The organism is Pseudomonas sp. S2_H01 (assembly GCF_054668305.1).
The window spans coordinates 4,661,226-4,686,986 of the sequence record NZ_CP162756.1 but is presented as its reverse complement, the minus strand read 5'-3'; the positions used below and the strand labels follow the sequence as shown (position 1 = coordinate 4,686,986).

Genomic DNA, 25,761 nt, shown 5'->3' with positions numbered 1-25,761 from the left:
TATATTTTTCATCCTCATTGAGGGATGTAAATCACCCGTAAGGGTGGACGCGAGCGCCGCTGAACACGATCGCGAACCCGAAGCGCTCGGGGTCAGTCGTAGAACGTGGCCATCTCACTCAGCGGGCTTCGTGGCGTCTCGATATGATTTTCCAGCCGTTCGGAATCGGCCCACCCCAATGCCATGCCCGCCACCACCATGTCCTGCGCCGGGATCTCCAGTTCCTCGCGCAGGATCGCATGCTGCAGCGACCATATTTGCTGAGGACACGTGTCCAGTCCGCGCGCTTTGGCCGCCAGCATGATGTTCTGCAGAAAACAGCCATAACAGATGAAATTCGCGCGCTCGAGCTTGCGATCCATGATGAATATGAGACCGACTGGCGCATCGAAGAATCGGTATTGGCGCTCGATGTTGAGCATCCGTAACGCTTTCTCCGTGCGAGGACACCCCTGCGCTTCGCCCAACTGATCCCGAAATAAATAGACGCGTTGTGCGTAGGGCTCATGCAGCTCAGCCGGAAAAAAAGGGTATTCAGGGGTCAGGCTTTCCGGGGCAATACGATACCGCTGCACCGCGCGCTCGGTCACACGTCCCAACGTACGGCCAGTCATCACGATGCAACGCCACGGCTGGCTGTTGCTGGAACTTGGTGCAAACCGCGCGACCTCAAGAATGTCCCTGAGGGTTTCAGGCGCGACGGGTTTGTCGAGATAACCTCGCTTGGAGCGTCGGTCCCGTATCAATTGATCGATGGAAAAAGTCTCGGCCATCTGTGTGCGCTGCTCGTTGAACATCCATGGGACAGGACACGGGCGCGCGCAATCACACGCCACTCTCCTGCGCCAGCACGATCGTTTCTCTGCAGATGAGAATGTTTAGCTTAACGAGTTTAGGCCCGGATCCCGGGATTGAAAACGCGTCGGTCGGAATCGTGCGCAGAAGGGATCATGGACCCGTCAGGCGCTTTTAAGCCAGCGCAGGAAACCACCCTTTTTGATCGCCACGGGTTTTTGAAGCAACAGTGATTGCCGCACGCCCTGACGGAACAACTGCAACTTGTTGAGCGCCGCCTTGAATTCATCGCCCTGTTCCAGATAAGCGCGCAACGTGACCTGGTCGATGCGGAACAGCACACACCCCGTGATACAGCGGAACTGCGCCCGTGATCGACCCTCTGACAAAATCCCCTCCTCGCCCAGCACTTCACCGGGCCCCATGCGCGCGGCTTCGAGCAGTCGCTCCCCGTCATGCACGGACGCCGACATCACGCCCGTGCTGATGACCATCAAGAAGTCGGACACCTGGGCCAGCTCGAGCACCACCTGACCGGGAATGCACTCGACCATGCGCATGTCCTGAGCCAATTGGTCACGCTGAACCTCGCTCAAGGATCGAAAGATCTTCACGTCCTCCAGCAGCAACCTCTGTCGGCTCCAGCGCTGTGACTGCGCCCCCTGAACAGCGGGACCAAGGGGTGCGTTGCCCAGGCTTATGCCCGCCGCTTCCAGATGTCGATGGGCAAGATCGAACAAGTGATTGCAGACTTCCGTTCGCTGGCCTATCGATACAATGAAGCCTCGCGCCTCGTACTCGATGAACTCAGGGCCTGCGCCCTTCACCGAGGCCTTGGGCGGGTGGGACGCGAGCAGATGCCGTGTGCCTTGTAGCGCCCGCTCCAGCGCCTCGATCACCCGGCCGGGGCGCACATGCGCTGCGACCTGCAAGGTGATGTTGACCCCGTGAAGATCAACAGGACGGCTGAAATTGAGCACTTTGGCGTTGGCGACAATTGAGTTCGGAATCACCGCCATGCTGCCGTGGGAGGTGATGAGGTGAGTCGCTCGCCAGTCGATGTCGACCACCTTTCCCTCAATACTGTCGATCTTCACGTAATCATCGACCTGATACGGTTTGGTGGTGTTGAGCACAACGCCGGAGAACAGATCGCTCAAGGTGCTGCGCAACGCCAGACCGCCGACGATCGCCATCCCGCCGGACGTGGCCAACAACCCCTTGACCGGCAACTGCATGACATAGCCAGCGGCGGCGACGATCGCAACCAGAAAGATGCCCGCGCCGAGGATGTCCTGGAACAGTCTCGCGGCGTGCTCGCCCCGGTTGAAGAACATCGCGCTTAACACCACGGTCAGCGTCCGTGCGGCGAAGAACCACCACAACACCGCGAGTACCGTACTCAGCATGTTCAGTGCGACATTGTCAGGCCACGGCGACGGCTGTAACGGACTGACGCCGATTGCGATGATCAACCAGGAAAACAGCAGAAAAAGGGAAATGCGCACCAACGTTCGATGCAGCATGCGAACCGAGGGCGTCAGATGCCACACCAGCAGGTCCAACGCCAGCAATACGAAACCGGCAATCAGCGAGCAGATCTGCGGAAAGTCCAACGGCACGTCTCCCTGCCATTCACGAAAAAAGCCCGTCCCGGACGAACCGGGACAGGCGAACACTTGAAAGCCGTGATTACGCGACAGGGATCGAGGGGTCCGCCGCGGCCAATGCCGCCGTGCGATCGGCGACAGGTGGGTAAATCCATACGGAATTGATCTGCCGCTTGAGCTGCTTGGCCTCGTCCTTGATCAGCTTGACCTGACGGTCCCAGCCTTCGGTGTACACCGCACCCCATTCGCCCAGATCCAGGCATGTCACATATTTGGGTTGGCGGTAGGGTTGGGTCGCCGCGCCGATCAACTCGGCAGCGACGTTATTGCCAGCATGGCGCCCCAGCGAGATAGCATGCTGGCACGACATGGCGGCGAAGTTGCCCAGATCATCGGTCGCCGCATAGGCGGTATCGCCCGCTGCGTAAATATCCGGCTGCCCGACTACTTTGAGGTTGTGATCCACGTATAACCGGCCCAAGGGGTCACGCTCGCCCGGGATCTGAGCGGTCAGAGGGCTGGCACGGAACCCCACTGTCCAGATCACCGTCATGGCCTCGATGTGGCGCCCGTCATCGAGGGTGACTCCGTTGGCGTCGACAGCGGCGACCGTGGCGCCCAAGTACCATTCAAGGCCCAAGGCTTCACTGGCCTGAACGATAGAGGGGCTGATGCCTTCGCCAAACGCCGCCCCGATCTTCGGACCGCGCTCGACGACGATGACGCGCACGCTTGCATTTTCCCCCAGCAGCGCACGCATGCGTTGGGGCATTTCAGTTGCGGTTTCGATGCCGGTGAAACCACCGCCGCACACCACGACGGTGTTGCGTGCGACGGAATCCGGCTGCTCAGCCAAGGCATGCAGATGCGCCTCGAGTCGAGCCGCCGCCTCGAGGGTGTCGACATCGAACGCGTGCTCGCTGACGCCCTCAAGGTTCGGCCGCATGACGTGACTGCCGGTCGCCAGCACCAGTCGGTCGTAGGGCATCGACTGTCGCTCACCGCGAGCATCGACGTACTCGACCGTCTTGGCCGCCACCTCGATTCTGTCTGCCATGCCCTGCACGAACCTGATGCCGGCAACCTCGAACAAGGCCTGCAGGCCGGCCTTCATCTCATGCACATCGGGTTCATAAAAGCGGGGTCGAATGCGCAATTCGGCCTGTGGGGCCAAGACGCTGATCTCGACGTCCTGACGGTCATTGAGGTCAAGCTGACGCGCGGCGCTCAAGGCACTCCAGACGCCGCCGAATCCAGCGCCAATTACCAGGATTTGCTGTTTCATTGTTCTGTGCTCCGGGCTTATTTCCCAGAATGCTAGGAGCCTGAAGAGCACCGGTAAACGACATAAAACCCTGAAATCCGGCCAACGGTTTGGCCGGGCCCAATTTTGCGCGCCGAGTGCCGCTTCAAGGCCCTCAGCGAGAAAAACGGGTGCGGTAATCCCGAGGCGAAATTGCCAGGTGGCGCTGAAACGTCACACGCATCCGCTCTTCGTCACCGAACCCGCAGGCAGAAGCGATCTGGCAGATGCTGCGGTCTGAGTCCTCCAGCAAGCGACGCGCTGCTTCCAGGCGAAACACCTCCAATGCCTTGGCCGGACTGCGGCCGGTTTTCTGTTTGTAGACCCGGCTGAAATTCCGCGCGCTCATGTTGGCCTGACGCGCCAGCGTCTCGACGTTCAGGTCCTCGCGTCGCAAGTTCTCGGTCAACCAGACATGGAAGCCGGCGAACGTATCGCCGTCGCTCATCTGCGACTGAAGCATCTCGCTGAACTGCGACTGACCGCCCGGGCGTTTCATGAAAACGACCAGCTCACGCGCCACTTTCATGGCGATATCCCGCCCGCAGTCTTCCTCGACCAACGCCAGCGCCAGATCAATCCCGGCAGTGACGCCGGCGGAGGTCCAGACGCTGTCCTGCTGAATGAAAATGGCGTCCTGATCGACCTCCACCGTCGGGAAGCGGGACTTGAGCATGTCGCACATTGCCCAGTGCGTGGCCGCGCGCTTGCTGTCCAGCAGCCCCGCCTGCGCCAGTAAAAACGCCCCGCTGCACACCGATGCCGTCCGCCGCGCCTGGGGCGAGTGTCGCGCGATCCAGTCAATCACATCGGGATTGTTCTCCAGCGCCGTGAGAATTTCGGGCGATCCTGGCACCACAATCGTGTCCACCTCCTCGTCGATGAGCGACGACAGCTCCCGCGTATCCACCGCGACCCCCTCCGCGGTCGGGGTGATGCCTCCCGCGATGCTGCCAGTAGGGCAATGATAGCCTGGCAAACCGAGCGCCTTCATGGCCCTGCTCGCCACCCAGAAAACCGTTTGCGCGCCGGTCAGGTCCAGCAACCCCACTTGCGGATACGCCACGAACAACATGGTGCGAGGACGACTGAACGGCGCGGACAGCGCAGAACTGTTCATGAAAGAGGTCTCCTTGAAAAACACAACAGATGGCGCCGACAAAGCCCGCGCGCTTCAGTATTCATGGGTTTGGCGAACTTGTGTAGTGAGTCGGCGGTGGCCCAGAGCAGGCCTCCGTGCGCTTCGATGATCGAGCGACAGATCGCCAGCCCTATTCCCAGGCCCAGGCTGTTTTCCATCGACGTCGGAACCATGATTGTTCGATTACGCCAGGTTGGGGATCACGCTATGGAAGGCGTATTGCCGAGTGTCCGGCCGCGTAAAAAGGCTAGCGTGACCATGAGGCTGGTCGCCACGACAGAAAACCCTGTTTCTCTGCCAGCGCAGACGTCCGGAGGGCGTTGTTTTATATCGGCACGATCAGTCTCAAGGACGGCCTGCCCGTCAGCGTGATAGACACACGAGGCAGGGTGACGTCATGGCCACCGGCACGCGCAGACTGCTGTACTCGCGAAGCACCCGATGGCTGCGGGCGCTTGACCGGTATTTCGCCGTGTCACTGGCGCGCGTAAGTCGGGGTTATGGTCGCTTTGCCGAGCACATTCGCGTTGAGCATGTACCCCACCAGCGCACCGCTGGCCTGCTCATCCAGCGGCAGCTTTTCAACCTTCAATGCCCAGACCGTGAATTGATAGTGGTGGGGGGTGTCCCCGAGCGGTGGACACACACCCCCAAACCCCGGCTGACCGTAATCCGTACGTCCTTGCACAGCACCGACAGGCAGATGAGCACCGACGCCGCGCGGCAGGCTTCGGACACTCGAGGGAAGGTTGACCACCGTCCAATGCCACCAGCCGCTGCCTGTCAGGGCATCCGGGTCGTAGACCGTCACAGCAAAGCTTTTCGTTTCCGCGTTGATGATGCGGCGTCGGTGTGCGCCCGCTCTAGCGTGGTTCTGCGCCCCGCCCCGCCGCTGGCATAAATTCCGGGGTTTATGTCATATCAGTGCCGCGCCCGGACTCATAAACTTGACCAGGGTCTTCACACCCCCATGTTAGCCACCTCCAAGCACGGAGATCAGCGCCCTGGCGCGTCCTGGCCGCTAGGCAGTGGTTTCTTTTTCTGGACCGGCTCCTTGCTGCTGGAGCTTCCCTCAGTTGCGGCACCAGACCCATGGGCACTTTTCAGATGACCAGTCAGATAACCAGCAAAATGATCAACGACGCCTCCTGCGTCTACATCGTCGACGACGATCAGCTACTACGCGAATCCCTGAGCAGTTTGCTGCGCTCGATCGGTTGGCGGGTTGAACTCTTTGCGTCGGTGGCAGAGTTTCTCACCTTCAAAAGACCCGAAACCACGAGTTGCCTTGTGCTGGACGTGAGGTTGCAAGGGATCAGCGGTCTCGACTTTCAGAATGAACTGGTCAAAGCCCGCGAGACGCTGCCTATTGTCTTCATGACCGGGCATGGCGACATCGCGATGACGGTGAAAGCCATGAAGGCCGGGGCGGTGGATTTTCTCGCCAAACCCTTCCGCGAACAGGATTTGCTGGACGCAGTGGGCCTGGCGTTGCGCAAGGACGCGGAGCAGCGCGAGGCGAACAAGAGCTTGAACGAACTGACTGATCGCTTGCGCACCTTGAGCGCCCGGGAGCAGGAAGTCATGGCACTGGCGGCCTCCGGCCTCATGAATAAACAAATCGCCAGCGAAGTGTGCCTGAGCGAAATCACCGTGAAGATCCACCGCGCCAATGTCATGCGAAAAATGCGGGCTAAAACATTTGCGGAATTGGTGCGCATGGCCGAAACACTGAAACTTCGTCTCGAAAAGTAGAATATATATACGCAGGTATAATTAATGATAAGCCGACAGGGGGTATCGTGTAGGTAAGGACGGTCAGCGAACGCGACCCTCATCATTGGAAGGTGCATACAGTGGTCACCCGCTCAACCATCGCCATTATCGATGACGACGACTTTGTTCGAACTTCACTGAGCAGTTTGCTGCGCGCTTATGGTTATTCCGTTCATTTATACGAGAGCGCCGAAGCGTTGCTGGCGTCGGACGTGATCCCCCTGCTGGACTGCCTGGTGTCCGACATCCAGATGCCCGGCATGAGTGGCCTGCACATGTACCAACGGCTACTCCGCGATGGCCATACCATTCCCGTCATCTTCATTACGGCCTCCGCAGCGCAGGCGCCGCGGCTGACCGCCGCGGAGCTGGGGGCCCGTTGCTATCTGTCCAAGCCGTTCGATGGAGAGCATTTGATTGCCTGTCTGGAGGTGGCATTGAAACTTGATCGCCCCTGAAAATATCGCCCCTTCCCTTCCACGCGCAACCGCCGGATTTTTAATGAATTGGCCACTATACCAACGTATACACCTGTCACACTCATTCACTAAAGCCTGCAACTTATGCAGCCATGACGCGCGGAACTTCGCTCGTTAAAGTGACGCCATCAATCACAAACTTTCCGCCCCTGAACAATGAAGTACGGAGTTAAACATGAAGCGAAACATCCTGGTAGTGGGCGCTGGATTCGGTGGTGTCTGGAGTGCATTGAGCGCGGCTCGGTTGCTGGATTTACAGGGCAGCAGCGATGTGCAAATCACTGTATTGGCGCCTCAGGCGGAGCTGCGTATCCGCCCACGCTTTTATGAGTCGAACGTGCACGAAATGAAAGCGTCCCTGCTCGAGTTGTTCGACGTTACCGGCGTCAGGTTTGTCGAAGGCACGGCGGACCGGATCGACCCGCAGGGCAAACGCGTCGAGTACACCGCAGGCCGAGGGGTTCATTCCTGGCTCAGTTACGACAAGTTGGTGCTGGCGACGGGCAGCCAATTGATCCGTTCCAATATTACCGGTATCGAGCATGCCTTCGACGTGGATGAAATCGAGGCAGCAACCTGCCTTGAGAAACACATCAACGCATTGGGCAGCTACTCGGATTCCGAAGCCCGTAACACTGTCGTGGTGTGCGGGGGTGGTTTCACCGGCATCGAAACCGCCACTGAACTGCCCAAACGACTGCGCGCCGTATTGGGTGACGATGCGAAGGTCAATGTGCTCATCGTCGACCGTGGCGCAGAAATTGGCGCAGCGCTGGGCAAGCACATCAGCCCCTCGATCGCCGAGGCGTCTGCCGCGCAAGGCATCGAGTGGTGCCTGAATGCATCAGTGACAGCGATTGATCCAGACGGCGTCACCTTGAGTGATGGACGCTACATCGCATCGAAAACAGTGATCTGGACGGTCGGTTTCCGCGCCAGTCCACTGACCGCTCAGGTCCCTGGCGAACGTGACCCGCTCGGCCGACTCCACGTGGATGCAAACTTGAAGGTGATCGGTCAAGACGACATCTACGCCGCTGGCGACGTCGCCTTTGCCGCGACCGATGATCAAGGCCACGTCGCCGCGATGTCCTGTCAGCACGCCATTTCACTCGGACGCCATGCAGGCAACAACGCCGCAGCTGCCCTGCTGGGTGTTCCCACCACCGGCTACAGCCAGCCTAAATACGTGACCTGCCTGGACCTCGGTGAATGGGGCGCGGTGTACACCGAAGGTTGGGATCGTCAGGTGAAGCTGGTCGGGCAGGAAGCGAAGACGCTGAAACACACGATCAATTCGGTCTGGATTTACCCTCCGGTCTCGGAACGCGCGAGCGCGTTGAGCGCCGCTGACCCATCGATTCCGGTTGCCTGATTGCCCGATCACTGCGGCACACCCTTCGAGCCGCATCTGTTTAGGCCTGGCCAGCGTTGTTTGCGTGCCAGGCTTTTTCCGTGTCGATGGCCTCACCGAAAGGGACAGCGCAGCGTAATGAGTGATACCGAGTCTTCGAGCAAGCGCAAACGACAGGACTTCAATTTGTTCAAGTCTTCGCCAACCCCAGACAGCACCGGCAACCTGATCCCGCGGCCGTTGATCTGCCTCAGCAAACGCCGCTACGAAACGTGGCTGGTCTGGGCCATTGGCCTTGTGGTGACGGCAGGCATCGCCGTGATAAGCACGGCCGCGCACCACCGCGACATCGCGGCCACAGTCATCTATGTGACGTTATTGCTGATGGCCGCCAATGTGTTCACGTTGCGCATCGTGATAGGCGTTTCGCTGATGTGCATGGCAACCATCGTCGTCATGTTTTTCGTCGACCACGGTTATCAGGACTGGGACTCTTTCACCAGTTTCGTGCGTTGCCTGACGGCCTTGTCCGCCATCGGTTTTCTGGCAACGCGCGCCAAACAGGCCGCAGACGATCTTCGCCAGCATCAGATTTATCTGACGGGAGCTCAGTGCTTGAGCCAGACCGGCAGTGTCACGTTCAGCGGCCTCACCGAACGGATGGCGTGGTCGGCGGAAAGCGCGCGAATCTTTGAGTACCCGGTCGAGATGCCCGTGTCGAAGTCAATGATCCTGGCGCGTACACCGATAGAAGATCACGCACTGATCCACGATGTGTTCAACCGGGCAGCGCAGCGTGAGCCACAGATTGAAGTACGCCACCGGCTGCTCATGCCGGACGGGCGCATCAAGCATGTGCACATGGTCGCCACTGTGTTGTTTGTTCAGGACGACCGCTTCGAATATCTGGGTGCCGTGATGGACATCACCGAAAGAATGCAGGCCGAGGAGATGCTGTACCGAACCCAGGCCCAGTTGACCCACATCTGCAGGGTTACCACCTTGGGTGAACTCACCGCGTCGATCGCACATGAAGTCAACCAGCCCCTGACTGCCATCAACAGCAGCGCCGATGGTTGTCGCCGCTGGCTGGATCGTCCGCAGCCGGATATCCCCGAGGTCATGCGCGGATTACGGCAGATCAACGACAGCGCACGCCGGGCCAGTGAAGTCATCAGTCGCGTCAGGGCGCTGTCACGCAAAAGTGACCCGATACGTCGACACGAACCCATCAACGATATCGTCCGGGAAACACTCTGTGTGGTGCAGTATGAAATGACCCATCACCATATCAGCCCGCGCATGGACTTGGCTGCAGAAAACCCTTGGGTATTTGCAGACCGGATACAACTGCAACAGGTCCTTATCAACCTGCTGATCAACGCATGCCAGGCCATGAGCGGGGTCGAACAGCACCGCCGTCAGCTGTGCGTTCAGACCTTCGTCACGCCGTGTGAAGTCATCGTTGAGGTCAGTGACGGTGGGCCTGGAATACGTGACGATGTGTTGCCGTCGCTGTTCACGCCATTCTTCACGACCCGGGATAGCGGGCTGGGGATGGGCTTGTCTATCTGTCGGTCTATCATCGATTTTCACGACGGAAAGATCTGGGCACGAAACTCGCCCACTGGCGCCTCGTTCTTCTTTTCGATGCCTCAGGTTAAAGGTCCACAGTGATCCGTAAGGAGGCCGTCCTCTGTGATCGCGCTCAGCCCAGCAACTCGGTGATCCACTGCACCTGCTGGACCAGCGCTTGCACCTTGGCGTCGGGTACGTTCTGGCGTGCGCGTGCGAACTGATTCAGGGTCTTCTCTTTCTGCTTGAGCCTGCGCTGCCATTTGGCGAGAAAGGCGTCACTGCGTTCCTGTATCTGCAGCGGACCGAAATACAGTTCTTCTGCGGTGTACACCACAGGGCCGCTGCGCTCGGCGACGATGATTTCGTAGTCGAAGCGATTTTCCCGCAGCACTTCTTCGAAGAGGATGCGGTAGTCGTTTTCCATCAACCATTGGCGAAGCGGCTGCTCGCCGCCGTTGGGTTGCATGATCAGACGCTCACGACCCGTCAGGTACGCTTTGCCGCTGTCGAGAATGTCGCGAATGGTTTCCCCGCCCATGCCGCAAAAGCTGATGGCCGTGATATCGTCCTCGGGTTTAATCGCCTCGAGGCCGTTGGCCAGGCGCACGGTCATGCGGTCGCCCAAATCGTTCCCACGCACGGTACGCTCGGCCGCGCGGAACGGCGTCATCGCCACCTCACCCGCAACCGCATACTCGATCACCCCACGACGCATGAGCGCGACCGGCAAGTAGCCGTGGTCCGAGCCGATGTCCGCCAGCCGCGCCCCGGCCGGGACCCGCGCTGCGACGTGCTCCAGGCGCCTGGACAATGTGTGTTCGTTCAACTGTCGCTCCTTCCTCACCCTGAACCGCCGGCACCTTGGCCGGCCGGGCGCGATTCTGTCGGGCAATGCCGGGCAATTCAAATGTTTTGCTCAGTAATCCCTCGGCCCGACTCAAGGCACATGCGTCGAGGCAGCCACTGTGGTTATGAGGGTTGGGCCGTATTCCGGACGATTGCGGTGGGTCAGTGTCTGTCGCCGTGCCTGACCCGACGCCTTCGCCACTGTCGTAACCTCCAGCAGCTCCTACAGGTTTTGCGGCGGGCATGACATCTCGGTCTACTCGGTCCGTGTAGGAGACGTCGGAGGTTACGACGGTATGGGCCGCAGTCGGACGAATGCGGTGGATCAGTCACCGGTGATGTTACTGCCACACCGCATTCGTGAGTTCATACAGTATCAGCGTCGTGCTCAAGTCTTCGGAGCGACGCGAACACTGTGGGAGACGTCGGAGGTTACGACGGCAGCGAATGCGGTGGATCAGTCACCGGTGATGTTACTGCCCCACCGCATTCGCCACTGTCGTAACCTCCAGCAGCTCCTACAGGTTATGCGGCGGGCATGACATCTCGGTCTACTCGGTCCGTGTAGGAGACGTCGGAGGTTACGAGGGCATGGGCCGCAGTCGGACGAAAGCGGTGGATCAGTCAACGGTGATATCTCTGAACCAACACCTTCGCCAGCAGACGCCTGGAGGTTAACGGGCGATAACGCCGATCTGCTGCAGGAACGTGAGGTTGTCTTCCAGATGCCAGTTTTCGGCGATCCGCCCATCGGCGATGCGGTAGATGTCGGTCGCGATGAAGTTCACCGCCTGCCCTTGTCCCTTCACGCCGTTGAACGTTCCGGTGAAATGCCCGGTGAAACGCAAGTGCGAAACCACCCGGTCGCCACTGACGATCATCTGTTGCACCTCGCAGTTCAGGTCCGGTACTGCAGAGTGGAAGGCGATGGACGCGGCCAGCGGTCCGGCGATGCCTTGTGCGCGGCCTGGCGGCAAGGCCCGGTCCATGAAGTCGGGCGCCAGCGCTTCGCGGGCCAGCGCCGGGTCACCCGACGACCAGAACGTCGCGTAACGGCGGGCTGCGAGGGTTTGCGCCTGAAGCTGCTCCGGCGTTGTGCCTGGGTCGGTGATCAGCACCTTCGGGGTGATCAGGACCGGCTCGGCGGCAACGGCAGGCCGGGTGAGTACGGTGGCGGTGATGGCGACTGCCAGCAGGCCAGTGATCAACGAGCGCATGAGGCTTCTCCTGTTCGAGCGACGGGGTAATCGCTGTAGCCCCGAGCCGTCCCGCCGAACAAGGTGGCCGGATCGAGCGGTGTCAACGGCAGGTCCTGCTCCAGGCGGGCCGGCAAGTCGGGATTGCCCACAAACGGTCTGCCGAACGCCACCAGGTCGGCATAACCCTGGGCGATGACCCACTCGGCACGGGCCTTGTCGTAGTTGCCGGCCACGATGATCGGGCCGGTGAAGCGCTCGCGAATCGCCTGGCGGAATGACTCGGTAAACACTGGCGCGTCGTCCCAATCGGCTTCGACCAGGTGCAGATAACCGATGCCCTTCCCTTGCAGGTACTCGGCGGCTTCAAGGATCGTCGGAAGAATGTCCGGGCAGTCCATGCCACGGGCGGTCAGGAACGGCGCCAGGCGAATGGCTGTGCGTTCGGCGCCGATTTCATCACTGACCGCATCGACCACTTCCCGCAAAAAACGCAGGCGATTGCTGCGTGAGCCACCGTATTCGTCGGTCCGCGTGTTGGACGTGGTGCGCAGGAACTGATCGATCAGATAGCCATTGGCGCCATGGACCTCGACGCCGTCAAATCCGGCGAGCATGGCCCGGCGTGCGGCTTGACGGAAGTCATCGACAATCTGCGCAATCTCGGCCCGGCTCAACGCCCGAGGCGTCGGCGAGTCCACCATCGCACCCTGCCCGGTCACCGGGTCGACCTTCCAGATCTGCCCTTCGAACGGCTCTGCGGAGGGCGCCACGGGCAACGCTCCGCCATGGAAGTCAGGATGGGACATGCGCCCCACGTGCCACAGTTGCAGGAAGATGCGGCCGCCCTCGGCGTGCACGGCCTCGGTCACCCCGCGCCAGCCTTCCTGTTGCGCGTCATTATGGATGCCGGGGGTGAAAGAGTATCCCTTGCCCTGCGGGGAAATCTGCGACGCCTCGGTCACGATCAACGCCGCCGACGCGCGCTGAGCGTAGTACTGCGCGTTCAGCGCGTTGGGAATGTCGCCGGGTTGAGTGCTACGCGCGCGGGTCATGGGCGCCATCACCACGCGGTGCGGTGCATTGAGGCCTGCGAACGCGATGGGGGTAAACAAGGTCGCTGGAGTCGTCATGGTGAGGGTTTCCTGAGCCAGTGAAAGGGAATGGGCTCAGTCTGCGGTGGAGGACCGCGTTTGATAATTGGGCTAATCTTTGATGGATTTTCAAAAATAGCGGAAGAATCATGGACAACCTCGAAGCCATTCGCCTGTTCGTCGAAGCGGCCCAACTCGGTGGCCTTTCGGCAGCCGGTCGCAAACTGGGGCTGTCCCCCGCCGCTGCCAGCGCGCGTCTGCTCAAGCTCGAAGCCTCACTCTCCACGCGGCTGTTCGAGCGCACCACGCGTCAGTTGAGGCTGACCGATGAAGGCCGGCTTTATCTGCAACATTGCCGCCCGGCGTTGCAGGCGCTGGACGATGCCCGTGCGGCACTGTCCGCCGAGAAGAAAGAGATTCGCGGCAAGATTCGAATCTCCGCGACCTCGGATTTCGGCCGCCACGTGCTCAACCCCTGGCTGGACGCCTTTACCGCCCTGTATCCGCAGGTCGTGCCTGCGCTGCACCTGTCGGACTCGTTGTCCCACCTGATCGCCGACGAGGTCGATCTGGTGATTCGCTTCGGCGTGCCGCCTGACAGCTCGCTGATCGCACGGCCGTTGGCGGCCAATCGCCGCGTGCTGTGCGCCGCACCGGAGTATCTGCAGCGCAGAGGCACACCCAAGCACCCCGACCAACTGGCAGATTTTGACCACATCGTCGCTGGTCAATCAGGCTGGTCCAGCGAATGGCGTCTGCAACGGGGGGAGGAGGTAATACTGTTCAAAGTGCCGATGGAGGCGGCACGGGAAACCAACGACGGCTCGCTGGCTCGGCAATGGGCAATCGATGGACACGGCATCGCCCTGAAATCGATCTGGGACGTCAGCGCCGACCTCGCCGCCGGTCGCTTGAGCCTGGTGATGCCAGACTGGCAAACCGCCGAGGCGCCGGTGCATGCGCTGTATCCCCGCAGTCGCTACCTGGCCCCTCGGGTACGGGCCCTGCTGGACTTTCTGCGCGAGCGATTCGAACAGGCGTCGCGGGACATGGCGCTTTAGGCGGCCTGTAATGCCCTCCTCAACCGTGTGAAGGCCAGCGGCATTGATGAAAAAGCCGACACACGCCATGAAAGCAGCGACTTCCAGCGCTCGGTCTTTTTCAGCGCGGGGATTACCGTTGAAGTTCGCCCAATACCGGGGGTTGGACTAGACGCCTAAACCTGAGATTGGCCTTGCCAGCCTCACTTCACCAGCCGCGTTTCCTTGGAAGGCCGGTAGCCGAAATAGGCGCTGTAGCACTTGCTGAAGTGGCTGGGGGAAACGAAGCCGCAGGCGACGAGGACTTCGACCTGGGAGAGCTCGGTGTGTTGCAGCAGCCGCCGTGCTTCGGTGATGCGCAGCTCCAGGTAATAACGCTGCGGCGTGGTGCCCAACTGCTCCTTGAACAGACGCTCGATCTGCCGGCGTGAGCGCCCTGCGTAGACCGCCAGCTGGTCCATTTCCAGCGGTTCTTCAAGGTTGGCGTCCATCAGTTTGACGACTTCCTTGAGCGGTGCGCTGACCGAAATGTGCCGGCTCGGCTTGATGCGCCGATAGCGTGATTCCTCGAACGACAGGATGTCTTCGATGCCTTCGACCAACGCCTTGTCGTGCAGGCCTTTGATCCATTCCAAGGCCATGTGGAACGCACCCGAAGGACTGGACGCCGTGAGCCGGTTGCGGTCCACCACAAACGGCTCGCTGGTCACGTGAGTGACTTTGGAGATCTCGGCCAGTGCGGGACGGTGCTCGGGGTGAATCGCGCAACGGTAGCCCTCAAGCAGGCCCGCCGCGCCGAGAAACCACGCCCCGTTCCATAACCCGGCCAGGGTGATGCCCAGGTCGGAGGCGGTGATCAGCAGCGTGATCAGTGCGTCATCGGCTTTGAGTTCCGTGCGATAGCCACCACAGATCACCAGCAGATCAAGGTCTTTGAGCGCGGGCAGTTCAAGGCGGGCATCAGGCCGGATGACCAGCCCCAGATCACTGATGACCTCGCCGTCCTGCAAGCCGAACGTTCGGGAAGAAAATAGCCCGGGGCGCAGTAGATTGGCGGTGACGATGGTGTCCAGCGCCTGGGTGAAGGCCGGGAGCGAGAAGTGTTCGAGCAACAGAAAACCCGTCCGCGTGTGCGTACACGGCAGCCGCCGATGCTCTTCCAGATAGCGAAGGTTCTTGCCCTTCATACCGCCGCTGAACTCTCTTCTCTCGCTCAACGTTCGCCCCGCCTGTTTTTTCCAACGATCGTTTTTGTGGGACTCTCACACGTGCCCTTACTGCCCTGAGTCGGGCTCGCTGAGCGAAGCCTGTCGCACTCGCCTCAGGCAAACCTGACCATCCGTATGCAAGGGGGCCCCGAGGTTATCTCAAAGTGATGGCGTGTGACAGAAAGCGCTGTTATCCCTTGAGCGCGGCTTCGATGGCGGCCACGTCAATCCGGGTCATGCCCATCATCGCGTTGAACGCTCGCTTCGCCGCGGCCCGGTCAGGGTGGGCGATCGCCTCGGTCAGCACACGCGGGGTGATCTGCCACGAGATGCCCCATTTGTCCTTGCACCAACCGCAGACGCTGGCCTCTCCGCCATTGCCGACAATCGCGTCCCAGAAGCGATCCGTTTCCGCCTGATCGTCCGTCGCGACCTGAAAGGAAAACGCCTCATTGTGCTTGAACACCGGCCCGCCGTTCAGCCCGATGCAGGGGATACCCATGACCGTGAACTCAACCGTAATCACATCGCCCTCCTTGCCCGACGGGTAATCCCCGGGCGCGGAATGAACAGCGGTGACGGCACTGTCAGGGAACGTCTTCGCATAAAAGTTCGCCGCCTTTTCGGCGTCGCCTTCGTACCAGAGACAGATTGTATTCTTCGCGACCATGTCAGCTCTCCAGCGTTTGGGGTGGAGCGCTGAGTTTAGACGGGTGACATCGACCTGCCTGCCACGGATGTCTTCCTCAGGTTTGCGGCAGCCGGGTCCGTATCCGGTAAACCGCATGCTCAGGATTTGCTGCCCGTTCCCGGCAGATCGCGGGACACGGTGGCGCGCCACCCCGGACGCTACGGCTGCGCCAGAATCAAAAGCAGAGCGGTGCTCCGTCGGGGGGATAGCCAATACAGCGCCAGTGCCTGACACTCAGCCTTCGTGAGCAAGCTCACTCCCACAGTGGCAGGTGGTGTGGCACAAAAAGCCGTCGTCAGACTTCACTCCTGTGGGCGATCAATGGTTCTCAAACCAGTGATGTCCATCCGTTTCTTGAAGGCCGCAAAGCCTGAGCATGCGCCACATCCAGGATGACGCAGAGCGTCATTGAACGTGTTACCACGCGGAGCGTGGGAACAATCAGCACGAAGCACCCAATCGCAAAAAACGCCTCGCACCGTTGATCTTGATCTTGATCTTGATCTTGATCCTGATCCTGATCTTCGTACCGCAGCAGCCCAGACACCACCCAACGCGACTTGGGTGCAGGCTGAACGCAGGCGATGCGGAGTGGGCCGAGCGGCATGGATGCCGCGAGAGCCGCCCCCGGCCATGGATGGCCGATGGCGGCGGGCCCACGGAGCGTCGCCGAAGTGAAGGAACCCGACGAAGTCGGGCCCAACCAGGAGCATAGGACCCTTGGTTACTTGGGGTCCTTTCAAGTAACTCGCCGAAGGCGAAACAGGTCTGGCGTTAGCCAGACTCAATCAGCGCCACCGCACATCACGGATACACACAAATCCCGCTCCAACCCGTCAATCAGAAAAATCAGAAAGACCGCCTTCGCGACCGTCGTAACCTCCGATTGCGCCTACAGAGACCTGCGTACATCTCAAGCCGGCCATCTCCGCCCAAATCCCGGCCATAAAAAAGAGCAGACACGTTGACCCTGTCTGCCCCTTCCAAACCACTAAAACTCAAACGTTACCAGCGAAACGCAACCGTCCCCATCACCGTACGCTCCTCACCCCAGTAACAACGACCCGCATTGTTGCAACCACTGACGTACTCCTTGTCGAACAGGTTCTTCGCGTTCACATCCACCGACCAGTGCTTATCGATGTCATACCCCACCAACGCATCCACCAGCGTCACATCGCCGGTTTTCAACTTGCCGTACAAGGTCGGTGAGGTGTACGCAAAGGTATTGTCGAAATAACGCACACCACCTCCCAGACGGACACCGCTCAGCGGGCCATCGAGGAAACGATAGGTCGCCCAACCGGAGGCCTGGTTACGCGGAATCCCGGTCAACTGGTGATCTTCCACCAACGATCCCGGCGCATCCTTGGTCACGCGCGCGTCGGTATAGGTGTAAGACGCCGTCAGGCTGAGGTTTTTGGTGATATCGCTGTTGGCCTCCAGCTCGATGCCTTTCGACTCGCTCTCGCCCACCTGACGGCTGAAGCCATTGCTGCCTGCCACCACGTCATGGGTCTTGGTCAGCTGAAAGACAGCGGCGCTGAAAGTGGTATTCCAGCCAGCCGGCTCAAACTTCAGACCCGCTTCATACTGGTGGCTGAGGATCGGGTCGAGCAGTTCGCCGTTGGGTTGCGAAGACTGCTGCACCGGCGTGAACGCCGTCGAGTAGCTGACGTAAGGCGAAATGCCGTTTTCGAACTGGTACATCAGACCGGTCTGCCAGCTGAAACGGTGATCCCAGCCATCCAGATCGGCCAAACCACTGGTCGTGCCCGCACGGTTACGGTATTTGCTATTGACGAAGTCCTGACGGCCGCCCAAGAGGAAGATCCAGTTGTCGTACTTGCTCTGCAACTGGCTGTACAGGCCGTACATCTGTTGGTCCAGCTGCGAGTTCTGGATCGTCGCGATCATCCGCGGATTCCCGGCCGGGAACACCGGGTTGAAGGCGTTGTACGTACCGCCGTTGCCCGCCGCCCAGTCCTGGTTGAACGAGGTACGGTCGTAGCTCGCACCCAGCAACACGGTGTTTTCCAGCGCGCCGGAGGTGAAGTGACCTTCAAACTGGTTGTCCAGCGAGTACGCCAGGGACTTGTTGTCACGGTCATACGCGGTGCTGGTCAGGATGCTGCCGAAACCGGCGTTGTTCAGGTTGTTCGGCCAGGTTTCATGGCGGTCGATCCGTGACTGCATGAAACGCGAGTTCTGGCGGAACTGCCACGTATCGTTGATCTGATGGCTGAACTCGTAACCCAGGCTCCAGGCTTCGCGCTCGAAGTCATCCCAGTTCGGGTTGCCGTTGTACTGGTCCTTGCCGATCTTGCCATTGACGTTGTTCAGCAAGGTCCCCGCGGCCGGATAACCGAGCAGCAGCTGGGTACGGTCGCGCTGGTAAGTCGACAGCAACGTGAGCGAGGTGTCTTCGTCGAAGTTGAAGGTCATGGACGGCGCGATGTACAGGCGATCGTCCGGCACCGAGTCCACCTGCGTGTCGGCGTTGCGGCCCAGCATCACCACACGACCCAGAATGCGGTTGTCGTCGGTCAGAGGACCAGACACGTCCAGGCCCAGTTGGCGACGGTTGTTGCTGCCGTAAGAGAACCTGGCTTCGCCCTGTGCCGTTTCGGTCGGGCGTTTGCTGACCAGGTTAACCAAACCGCCCGGGGCGTTTTCGCCGTACAGGATCGAGCTCGGCCCCCGGAACACTTCGGTGCGTTCCAGGCCATACGGCTCGGTGGTGGTGTCGTAACGGTTGCCTTGCAGACGCAGGCCATCCTTGAGCAGGCCGTAGCCGTAGTCGGTGGCGTTGTAGCCGCGAATGGAGAACAGGTCCCCCGCCAGGCCATCACCCACTGCAAACGGCGGGGCGAAGATGCCGGGCACATAACCCAGGATATCGGTGAGGGTCTGCGAACCCTGATCCTGAATGCGCTGACGTGTCACCACCGATACAGAACGCGGTGTTTCAGATAATGGAGTGCTGGTTTTCGTGCCCGCTGTGCTGTTCTTGGCCTGGTAACCAACGTCGGGTTCAACCGCCAGTGACTCCCCGGTGATCACCGAATTCTGCAACTGAATCGCGGAGCCTTTTGCAGGCTTGGCGGGGGCATCCTCTGCCCATGCCATGCCGTGACAGGCGACTGTGGCCACCAGTGCTGCCAAGGCATTCACCTTGAATTGTTTGTTCTTGTTGCTCGCCATCCGAACTCCCCCTCCCTTTGAAATGACCCGGGGCCTGAGCCCCTGCGCAGTGCTTACAAATGTAAAAAAAGCGTGAAAATGTAACAGAGAAACATTCTCGTTACCATTGTCATTCAAAATAAAATCGAAGTGCCATCCCTTGTCACTTCGCTGATACAGGTCGGGGGGATTAACGCGTGTTGACGGCGGCGGAAACAGCGGCGCTGAAGATCTCGGCGATCTGGTCGATCTGGGCTGCGGTGACGATCAAAGGCGGCAGGAAGCGGATGACGCTGGAGTGACGGCCCCCCACTTCGATGATCAGTCCGCGTTGCAGGCATTGGCGCTGAATGCTCGACGCCAGCACGCCACTTTGCGGGAAGTGACCCAGCACGTCTGGACGCCCTTCCGGATCGACCATTTCCACGCCCAGCATCAAGCCCATGCCGCGCACATCGCCCATCTGCGGACAGTCTTTTTGCAGGGCGCGCAGGTGCTGGGTCAGACGTTCGCCCATGGCCGCCGCGTGCTGATCGAGTTGCTGTTCGCGGACGATGCGCAGCGTGGTAGAGCCCGCCACCATGGCCAGTTGGTTGCCCCGGAATGTTCCGGCGTGAGAGCCCGGTTTCCAGACATCCAGTGATTTGTTGTACACCACCACGGCCATCGGCTGGCTGCCACCAATCGCCTTGGACAGCACGAGCACGTCGGGCACGATGCCGGCGTGCTGGAACGCGAACGGTTTGCCGGTGCGCGCCACGCCGCACTGGATTTCGTCGAGAATCAGCGGAACGCCGGCGTCGCGTGTGATACGGCGCACTTCGCGCAGCCAGTGGGCCGACGTCGGCACCACGCCGCCTTCTCCTTGTACGGGCTCAAGGATCATCCCGGCAGGCGGCATGACCCCGCTTTCCGGGTCGGTCAGCTGGTTTTCAATGTAGTGCAGACCGATGCGCTCGCCTGCTTCACCGCCCACACCAAACGGGCAGCGATAGTCGTACGGGAACGGCAAGAACTGCGCGCTGGAGGCCAGGCCGCCCAGGTACGCCTTGGGTCCCAGGTTGCCCATCAGGCCCAAAGCACCCTGGGTCATGCCGTGATAGGCGCCATGGAAGGCCATCATGTTGCTGCGCCCGGTGGCCGTGCGCACCAGTTTCATCGCCGCTTCCACCGCGTCGGTGCCCGCCGGGCCGCAGAACTGAATGCGTGCATCCCTGGCGAACTCCGGCGGCAGCAGCGCGAACAGTTCGTTGATGAACGCGTCCTTGGCCTCGGTCATCAGGTCCAGGGTGTGCAATGGACGCTGCCCGTCGAGCAGATCCCTCATTGCCTGCACCACCTCGGGGTGGTTGTGCCCCAACGCCAGCGTACCGGCGCCTGCCAGGCAATCGATGAACCAGCGCCCCTCGCTGTCCTGCACATGAATGCCTTGTGCCCGCTTGAGCTCCAGCGGAATGCGCCGCGGGTAGCTGCGAGCGTTGGACTCCACCGCCGCCTGACGGTCCAGCCGCGCGGTCGGCGCAAACCGGTAGTCTGCATGGGCCAGTGCCGCATCGGGGGTCAGCTCGGCAATCGGCGTCACGTTGTGTTGGCTATGCATATTCCTGCTCCTGGAAATCGTGTGACTGAGGTCGTTCGTTGACCTGCGCGAGGGCCTCGGCCAGTTGGGTAATGAACGGCTGATCACGGACAATCGAAAGGTGGTCGGCGTCGATCCAGGCTGAAACCTGCAAGCGACTGCCCATGCCCTGCTCCAGAAGAGCCGGTGCGTTATCGTTATTTTCCGGGGAGCGCTCCGCCCACCAGGCATACACAGGCACGCCTGAGGGGTGAATGTCCCGGCATTGGTTGGCGAGTTGGCGCAGGTGTCGCTCGACGCCAAGCAACTGTTGCCAGTGCTCATCGCCCTCGCCGTCAGCATCGTCGGCAGCAGGGTCGACCGGCCGGGTATCCGCCACCGCAGGGCGCGGCTGGCCGGCGCCGGGCACATAGCCGTCAATCAGGCCGACAAAGGCTACGCGCTTGCCCAGACGGGTGAGCAACCGGGCCATTTCCAGCACCATCGTGCCGCCCATCGACCAGCCGATCAGGCGATACGTCCCGGACGGTTGCTGCTCCAGCAAGGCTTTCACGTAGTCGCGGGCCATCTGTTCGATCGAACGGTCGCGCCACTGACCGTCGAGCACCTGACGGTTCTGGATACCCCACACGTCCCACTGCGTGGACAGCCGACGCGCCAGGGCGTAATAACCCACCACCGTGCCGCTGACCGGATGCACGCAGAACACCGGCGGCTTGTCGCTGGCGCCGCTGCTCAAGCGAATCAGCGGATTCGGTGCGCCATGGCTGTTGACCGGCTGAGCCGCAGCGGCCGCCGATTGCGCCGCTGGCAGTCCATCCAGCAATTGCGTCAGAGCCACAAGATAGGCCGCTTGCAAGCGCTCGATGGTCGGGCGCCGATAACGCTGACCGCTGAAACGGAAGGTCAGGCCCAGTTGCCCGGCGAACACCTGTCCGTTGATTTCCAGCTCGCGATTGAGCGGTGTGGCAGGATCGACCAGCGCCCCGGCGGACACGCCGGACGGCGCAAAACGTCCATCGCCCAAGTCCTGATCGAACTGGCCGAGGTAGTTGAACACCACCTTCGGTTCCGGCAATGCCGCGAGTGACTGACGCACCGCATCGTTGCCCAGATAACGCAGCAGCCCGAAGCTGACGCCCTTGTCCGGCAGTGCGCGAACCGTCTCCCGAACCTGCTCGACGGTGTGTCTGATCGTGCCCGCAGCCTTGACCCGCACCGGGAACAGGCTGGTGAACCAACCCACGGTGCGACCCACGTCCAGCCCGTCGGACAAGGCCTCACGACCGTGACCCTCCAGCGCGACGAGGTGATCGGGCCGTCCGGTCCAGCCGCTCAGCGCCTGGGCCAGTGCTGCCAACAGGATTTCATCCATCCGCGCATTCAGCGCCGCCGGCGCTTCACGCAACAAACGATGGGTCTGCCCGGCGTCCAGCAGCAGTTCGCATTGCTCAAGGTCCTGTTGAGTCGCCCGACCGTTTGCGTCGTCAACCGGCCATGCATCAGTGTCTGCGTGACCGATCAGTTCCCGCCATTGCGTGGCCTCGGCTTGACGCTCCGGGGCCTGCGCGGCCTGCACCAGGTGCTGTGCCCAGCGTTGATAACTGCTGGACTTCCGCCCCAGATTCACCGGGCCGTCGGACGACAACTGCGCATAGGCGCGCGCCAGGTCTTCGAGCAGAACCCGCCAGGACACGCCGTCAACCACCAGGTGATGGGCGACCAACAGCAGACGTTGACCCTGTGGCATCTGCGTCAGCACCAGCCGCAGCAATGGACCGTTTTCCAGGTCGAGACTGCGTTGCGCCTGCTCGCACAGCGCGACCAGCGCAACGTCATCCGCCACATCCCGCACCCACAGGCTGTCGCTCGCGGACGTCTGGCGATACGCCTGCTGCCACCGCCCTTCATCCCGTGCGCGGAAGCTCAGGTTCAGGCCGTCGTGATGACGCACTACCGCCTCCAGCGCCCGCGCCAGCAACGGCGCTTCCACCGCGCGCTGCACGTCCAGCAGCAACGCCTGGTTGAAGTGTGCGCGGTTGGTCATGGGCTGTTCGAAGAAATGCGCCTGAATCGGTGTCAGCGCCACTTCGCCCCGTGGGGCCTCATCAATGACCGCTTCAGCACCGGTTTCGACCACGGTCAGACGCAACGCCAGGTCCTTCAACCGTGGATGGCTGAAAACGTCTTTGGGCATCAGTTTCAGACCGGCCTGACGCAGACGGGTGATGACCGCCAGCGATTGAATCGAATCCCCGCCCAGTTCGAAGAAGCTGTCCGAGCGACCAATGCTCGCTACACCCAGCAGTTGTTGCCAGACGTTGGCCAACTGCTGTTCACGCTCACCCTGAGGTGCTTCGAACTGCTGGCCGCTGACCTGCGGATCCGGCAACGCGTTGCGGTCCAGTTTGCCGTTCGGCAGTTGCGGCAGGCGCGCCATGACGATGATGTGATGCGGCACCATGTATTCCGGCAGCGTGGTTGCCAGTTGCTGTTTCAGGCTGTCTTCACTCAGATCATTGCCACCGACATAACCCAGCAGGCGTTTGCCCCTGCCGTTGAGCGAGTCGACATCCCGGACGATCACCAACGCCTCGCGCACGCCCTCGCAGCCTTTCAGCGCTGCTTCGATCTCACCGGCCTCGATGCGGAAGCCGCGAATCTTGATCTGGTGGTCGATACGTCCCAGGTATTCCAGCAACCCTTCGCTGTTCAGCCGTACGCGGTCACCACTGCGATAGATCCGCTCACCGGCACGGAACGGGTGCGGCAGGAAACGCTCGGCCGTCGCGCCTGGGCGGTCCAGGTAACCCCGCGCCACCGCGCCGCCCAGGTACAACTCGCCGGCAATGCCTTGCGGCAGCGGGTTCAGATCGGCGTCCATCACGTAACCCTGACGATCACCCACCAGATCACCGATTGGCGCGTACGCGGTGTTGAAGTCGGCGGCTTCCGAAGACGCCAGCCACAGGGTCGGCGTGACCACGGTTTCCGTGGGGCCATAACCGTTGATGATCCACAGTGGCTGCAAATTGCGAATCACGTCACGCAGCATCTCGCGGCTGAACGCTTCACCGGCAAAGCAGTAGGTTTTCACCCCCGGCCCTTTACCTTGCACGCCCGCCCAGTCCGACAGCTGACGCAGGTAACTCGGCGGGAACGAGGCGACGGTGATGCCTTCTCGAATCAGCGTGTCGTAGGTTTGCTCGACGCTCCACAGCTCTTGATCACGGATCACCACGCGGGCGCCGTAACACATCGGCATCATCCAGCCTTCGTGAGCGCCGTCGAAGCTGATCGAGAGGAAGTGGAACTTCCGGTCCTCCGGCGTGAAGCCGTAACGCTCGCCAATGGTCTGGATGTGCATCGAGATGTCGCCGTGAGCGATGGCCGCGCCTTTCGGTTTGCCGGTCGAACCCGAGGTGTAGATCAGGTAGGCGAGTTGCTGCGGATGAATCAACACGTCCGGCGCGGTTTCCGGCTCGCAGGAAACGTCCAGTTGATCCAGATTGAGCAGCGGCACGTCGCCCACCGGCACACGGTTTAGCGCGGCATCGTGGGAGATCAGCAGCTTCACGCCGCCATCCTCGAGCATGTAGCGCAGGCGTTCGGTCGGGTAATCCGGGTCCAGCGGAATGTAGGCGCCACCGGCTTTGAGTACCGCAAAGAACGACAGCCACAGATCGATACCGCGCTCCATGGCAATCGCCACCCGCACTTCGGTGCCGATGCCGCGCGCGCGCAGGGCGTGGGCGAGCTGGTTGGCACGGCGGTTGAACTCGGCAAACGTCAGGCGTTGTTCGCCATGCACCAACGCGATGGCGTCGGGACGCAGGCGCGCATGGTCGGCGATCAGTGCGTGAATCGGGCGATCGGCATAAGGCGAGAACGGCGCTGTATTCCACTGATCCAGCGCAACGAGGTCGGCTTCACTGAGCAGCGGCAAATCACCGATGGCGGTGTGCGGTTGCGCGCAAACAGCGTTCAGCACGGTCAGCAGTTGCCCGTACAGACGCCCAACCGTCGAGGCATCGAACAGGTCGGTGGCGTAATCCAGATGGCCGCTGATGCGACCGTCCTGATGCTCGAAGGTGCCGAGCACCAGGTCGAACTGCGCCCCCTTGATGTCCCACTGTTGCGCTTCGATGGCCAGGCCGTCGAATTGCAGCAGCGACATGTCCGGCTGCTGCTGGTGGTTGTAGCTGACCTGGAACAGCGGGTTGACGCTGAGGCTGCGCGCCGGTTGCAGGGCTTCCACCAACTGCTCGAACGGCAGGTCCTGATGGGCATGGGCGCCCAGCAGGTTGTCTTTCACCTGCGCCAGCAATTCGGTAAACGGCTGATCCCCGCTGACCTGGGCCCGCAGCACCAGCGTGTTGACGAAGAAGCCGATCAAACCTTGTGTCTGGACCTCGGCACGTCCCGCCACCGGCACGCCGATGCGCAGATCGCGCTGGCCGCTGAGGCGGTACAACAGGGTGTCGAACGCGGCCAGGAACAGCATGAATAACGTGGCGTCATGGGCGCGCGCGGTATGACGCAGCTTGTCGGCCAAGTCCTGCGGCAGCACGAACGCATGGCGTGCACCCTTGCCATCGCGCTCGGCCGGACGCGAGCGGTCTGCCGGCAACTCCAGCACCGGCTGTTCGTCACCCAGCGCCGCGCGCCACCAGTTCAACTGCCGCTCGCGTTCACGCCCGGTCAGGTATTCACGCTGCCAGGCGGCGTAGTCCGCGTACTGCACGCTCAGGGTCGGCAACTGCGCGTCGTCCCCTTGAGAGAAGGCGCGATACAGCTTCGCGAAGTCTTCGAGCATCACCTGCACCGACCAGCCATCGGAGATGATGTGGTGCATGCACAGCAGCAGACGCCACTCGCTTTCCCCCAC

General features: G+C 61.2%; 17 protein-coding genes and 1 pseudogene (1 of these 18 cut by a window edge). 5 read left to right on the top strand and 13 right to left on the bottom strand.

The window, feature by feature from the left end; translation table 11 throughout:
* Positions 1-92: 92 nt before the first annotated feature.
* The 5 genes and pseudogenes from AB4N84_RS20895 to AB4N84_RS20875 all read right to left on the bottom strand — a co-directional run.
* Positions 93-773: a nitroreductase gene (locus AB4N84_RS20895; protein WP_460042957.1), complete on the bottom strand. Its 681-nt coding sequence runs from the start codon at positions 771-773 to the stop codon at positions 93-95.
* Positions 774-959: 186 nt separating this feature from the next.
* Positions 960-2,417: a mechanosensitive ion channel domain-containing protein gene (locus AB4N84_RS20890; protein WP_460042956.1), complete on the bottom strand. Its 1,458-nt coding sequence runs from the start codon at positions 2,415-2,417 to the stop codon at positions 960-962.
* A 70-nt stretch (positions 2,418-2,487) separates the two neighbouring features.
* On the bottom strand, positions 2,488-3,690 hold the full coding sequence (locus AB4N84_RS20885) for an NAD(P)/FAD-dependent oxidoreductase (RefSeq protein ID WP_460042955.1): 1,203 nt from the start codon (positions 3,688-3,690) through the stop codon (positions 2,488-2,490).
* A gap of 133 nt (positions 3,691-3,823) precedes the next feature.
* Positions 3,824-4,828, bottom strand: coding sequence for a GlxA family transcriptional regulator (locus AB4N84_RS20880; protein ID WP_460042954.1), 1,005 nt, complete (start codon positions 4,826-4,828; stop codon positions 3,824-3,826).
* 496 nt (positions 4,829-5,324) lie between these two features.
* Positions 5,325-5,675, bottom strand: a pseudogene (locus AB4N84_RS20875) (YbhB/YbcL family Raf kinase inhibitor-like protein); the annotation flags it as partial.
* Between the two features lie 266 nt (positions 5,676-5,941).
* On the opposite strand from AB4N84_RS20875, the gene AB4N84_RS20870 reads away from it, so the two are divergent.
* From AB4N84_RS20870 to AB4N84_RS20855, 4 genes are all read left to right on the top strand, one after another.
* A complete protein-coding gene (locus AB4N84_RS20870; protein WP_460042953.1) occupies positions 5,942-6,604 on the top strand; it encodes a response regulator transcription factor in 663 nt (220 codons plus the stop codon).
* A 101-nt stretch (positions 6,605-6,705) separates the two neighbouring features.
* Positions 6,706-7,083, top strand: coding sequence for a response regulator transcription factor (locus AB4N84_RS20865; RefSeq protein ID WP_074749455.1), 378 nt, complete (start codon positions 6,706-6,708; stop codon positions 7,081-7,083).
* A gap of 196 nt (positions 7,084-7,279) precedes the next feature.
* The gene (locus AB4N84_RS20860) at positions 7,280-8,479 is read left to right on the top strand and encodes an NAD(P)/FAD-dependent oxidoreductase (RefSeq protein WP_460042952.1); all 1,200 of its coding nucleotides are present in this window, start codon (positions 7,280-7,282) and stop codon (positions 8,477-8,479) included.
* A gap of 117 nt (positions 8,480-8,596) precedes the next feature.
* Positions 8,597-10,135, top strand: coding sequence for a sensor histidine kinase (locus AB4N84_RS20855; RefSeq protein ID WP_460042950.1), 1,539 nt, complete (start codon positions 8,597-8,599; stop codon positions 10,133-10,135).
* Positions 10,136-10,166: 31 nt separating this feature from the next.
* Here AB4N84_RS20855 and AB4N84_RS20850 read toward each other — a convergent pair whose 3' ends face one another.
* From AB4N84_RS20850 to AB4N84_RS20840, 3 genes are all read right to left on the bottom strand, one after another.
* Complete coding sequence (locus AB4N84_RS20850; RefSeq protein ID WP_460042949.1) at positions 10,167-10,862, bottom strand: tRNA (adenine(22)-N(1))-methyltransferase; 696 nt, start codon at positions 10,860-10,862, stop codon at positions 10,167-10,169.
* A gap of 694 nt (positions 10,863-11,556) precedes the next feature.
* Positions 11,557-12,099: an ester cyclase gene (locus AB4N84_RS20845; protein WP_460042948.1), complete on the bottom strand. Its 543-nt coding sequence runs from the start codon at positions 12,097-12,099 to the stop codon at positions 11,557-11,559.
* A complete protein-coding gene (locus AB4N84_RS20840; RefSeq protein ID WP_460042947.1) occupies positions 12,087-13,211 on the bottom strand; it encodes an alkene reductase in 1,125 nt (374 codons plus the stop codon). The genes AB4N84_RS20845 and AB4N84_RS20840 overlap by 13 nt, the downstream gene beginning before the upstream one ends.
* A gap of 110 nt (positions 13,212-13,321) precedes the next feature.
* Here AB4N84_RS20840 and AB4N84_RS20835 point away from each other — a divergent pair, with 110 nt between their 5' ends.
* Positions 13,322-14,233 (top strand): LysR family transcriptional regulator, encoded by a 912-nt coding sequence (locus AB4N84_RS20835; RefSeq protein ID WP_460042946.1) that lies wholly within the window; start codon positions 13,322-13,324, stop codon positions 14,231-14,233.
* A 182-nt stretch (positions 14,234-14,415) separates the two neighbouring features.
* Here the strand turns inward: AB4N84_RS20835 and AB4N84_RS20830 are convergent, their stop codons facing one another.
* The 5 genes from AB4N84_RS20830 to AB4N84_RS20810 all read right to left on the bottom strand — a co-directional run.
* On the bottom strand, positions 14,416-15,429 hold the full coding sequence (locus AB4N84_RS20830) for a GlxA family transcriptional regulator (protein WP_244165766.1): 1,014 nt from the start codon (positions 15,427-15,429) through the stop codon (positions 14,416-14,418).
* 181 nt (positions 15,430-15,610) lie between these two features.
* Positions 15,611-16,090, bottom strand: a complete 480-nt coding sequence (locus AB4N84_RS20825) for a VOC family protein (protein ID WP_074749447.1) — start codon at positions 16,088-16,090, stop codon at positions 15,611-15,613.
* A gap of 1,026 nt (positions 16,091-17,116) precedes the next feature.
* On the bottom strand, positions 17,117-19,240 hold the full coding sequence (locus AB4N84_RS20820; protein WP_460047077.1) for a TonB-dependent siderophore receptor: 2,124 nt from the start codon (positions 19,238-19,240) through the stop codon (positions 17,117-17,119).
* A gap of 244 nt (positions 19,241-19,484) precedes the next feature.
* A complete protein-coding gene (locus AB4N84_RS20815) occupies positions 19,485-20,894 on the bottom strand; it encodes a diaminobutyrate--2-oxoglutarate transaminase (RefSeq protein ID WP_460042945.1) in 1,410 nt (469 codons plus the stop codon).
* Positions 20,887-25,761 carry the end of a non-ribosomal peptide synthase/polyketide synthase gene (locus AB4N84_RS20810; protein ID WP_460042944.1) on the bottom strand. 11,316 nt of this gene lie beyond the right edge of the window, so only the last 4,875 of its 16,191 coding nucleotides appear in the window; its start codon lies off the right edge, out of view; the stop codon is at positions 20,887-20,889. Before AB4N84_RS20810 ends, AB4N84_RS20815 begins: the two co-directional genes overlap by 8 nt.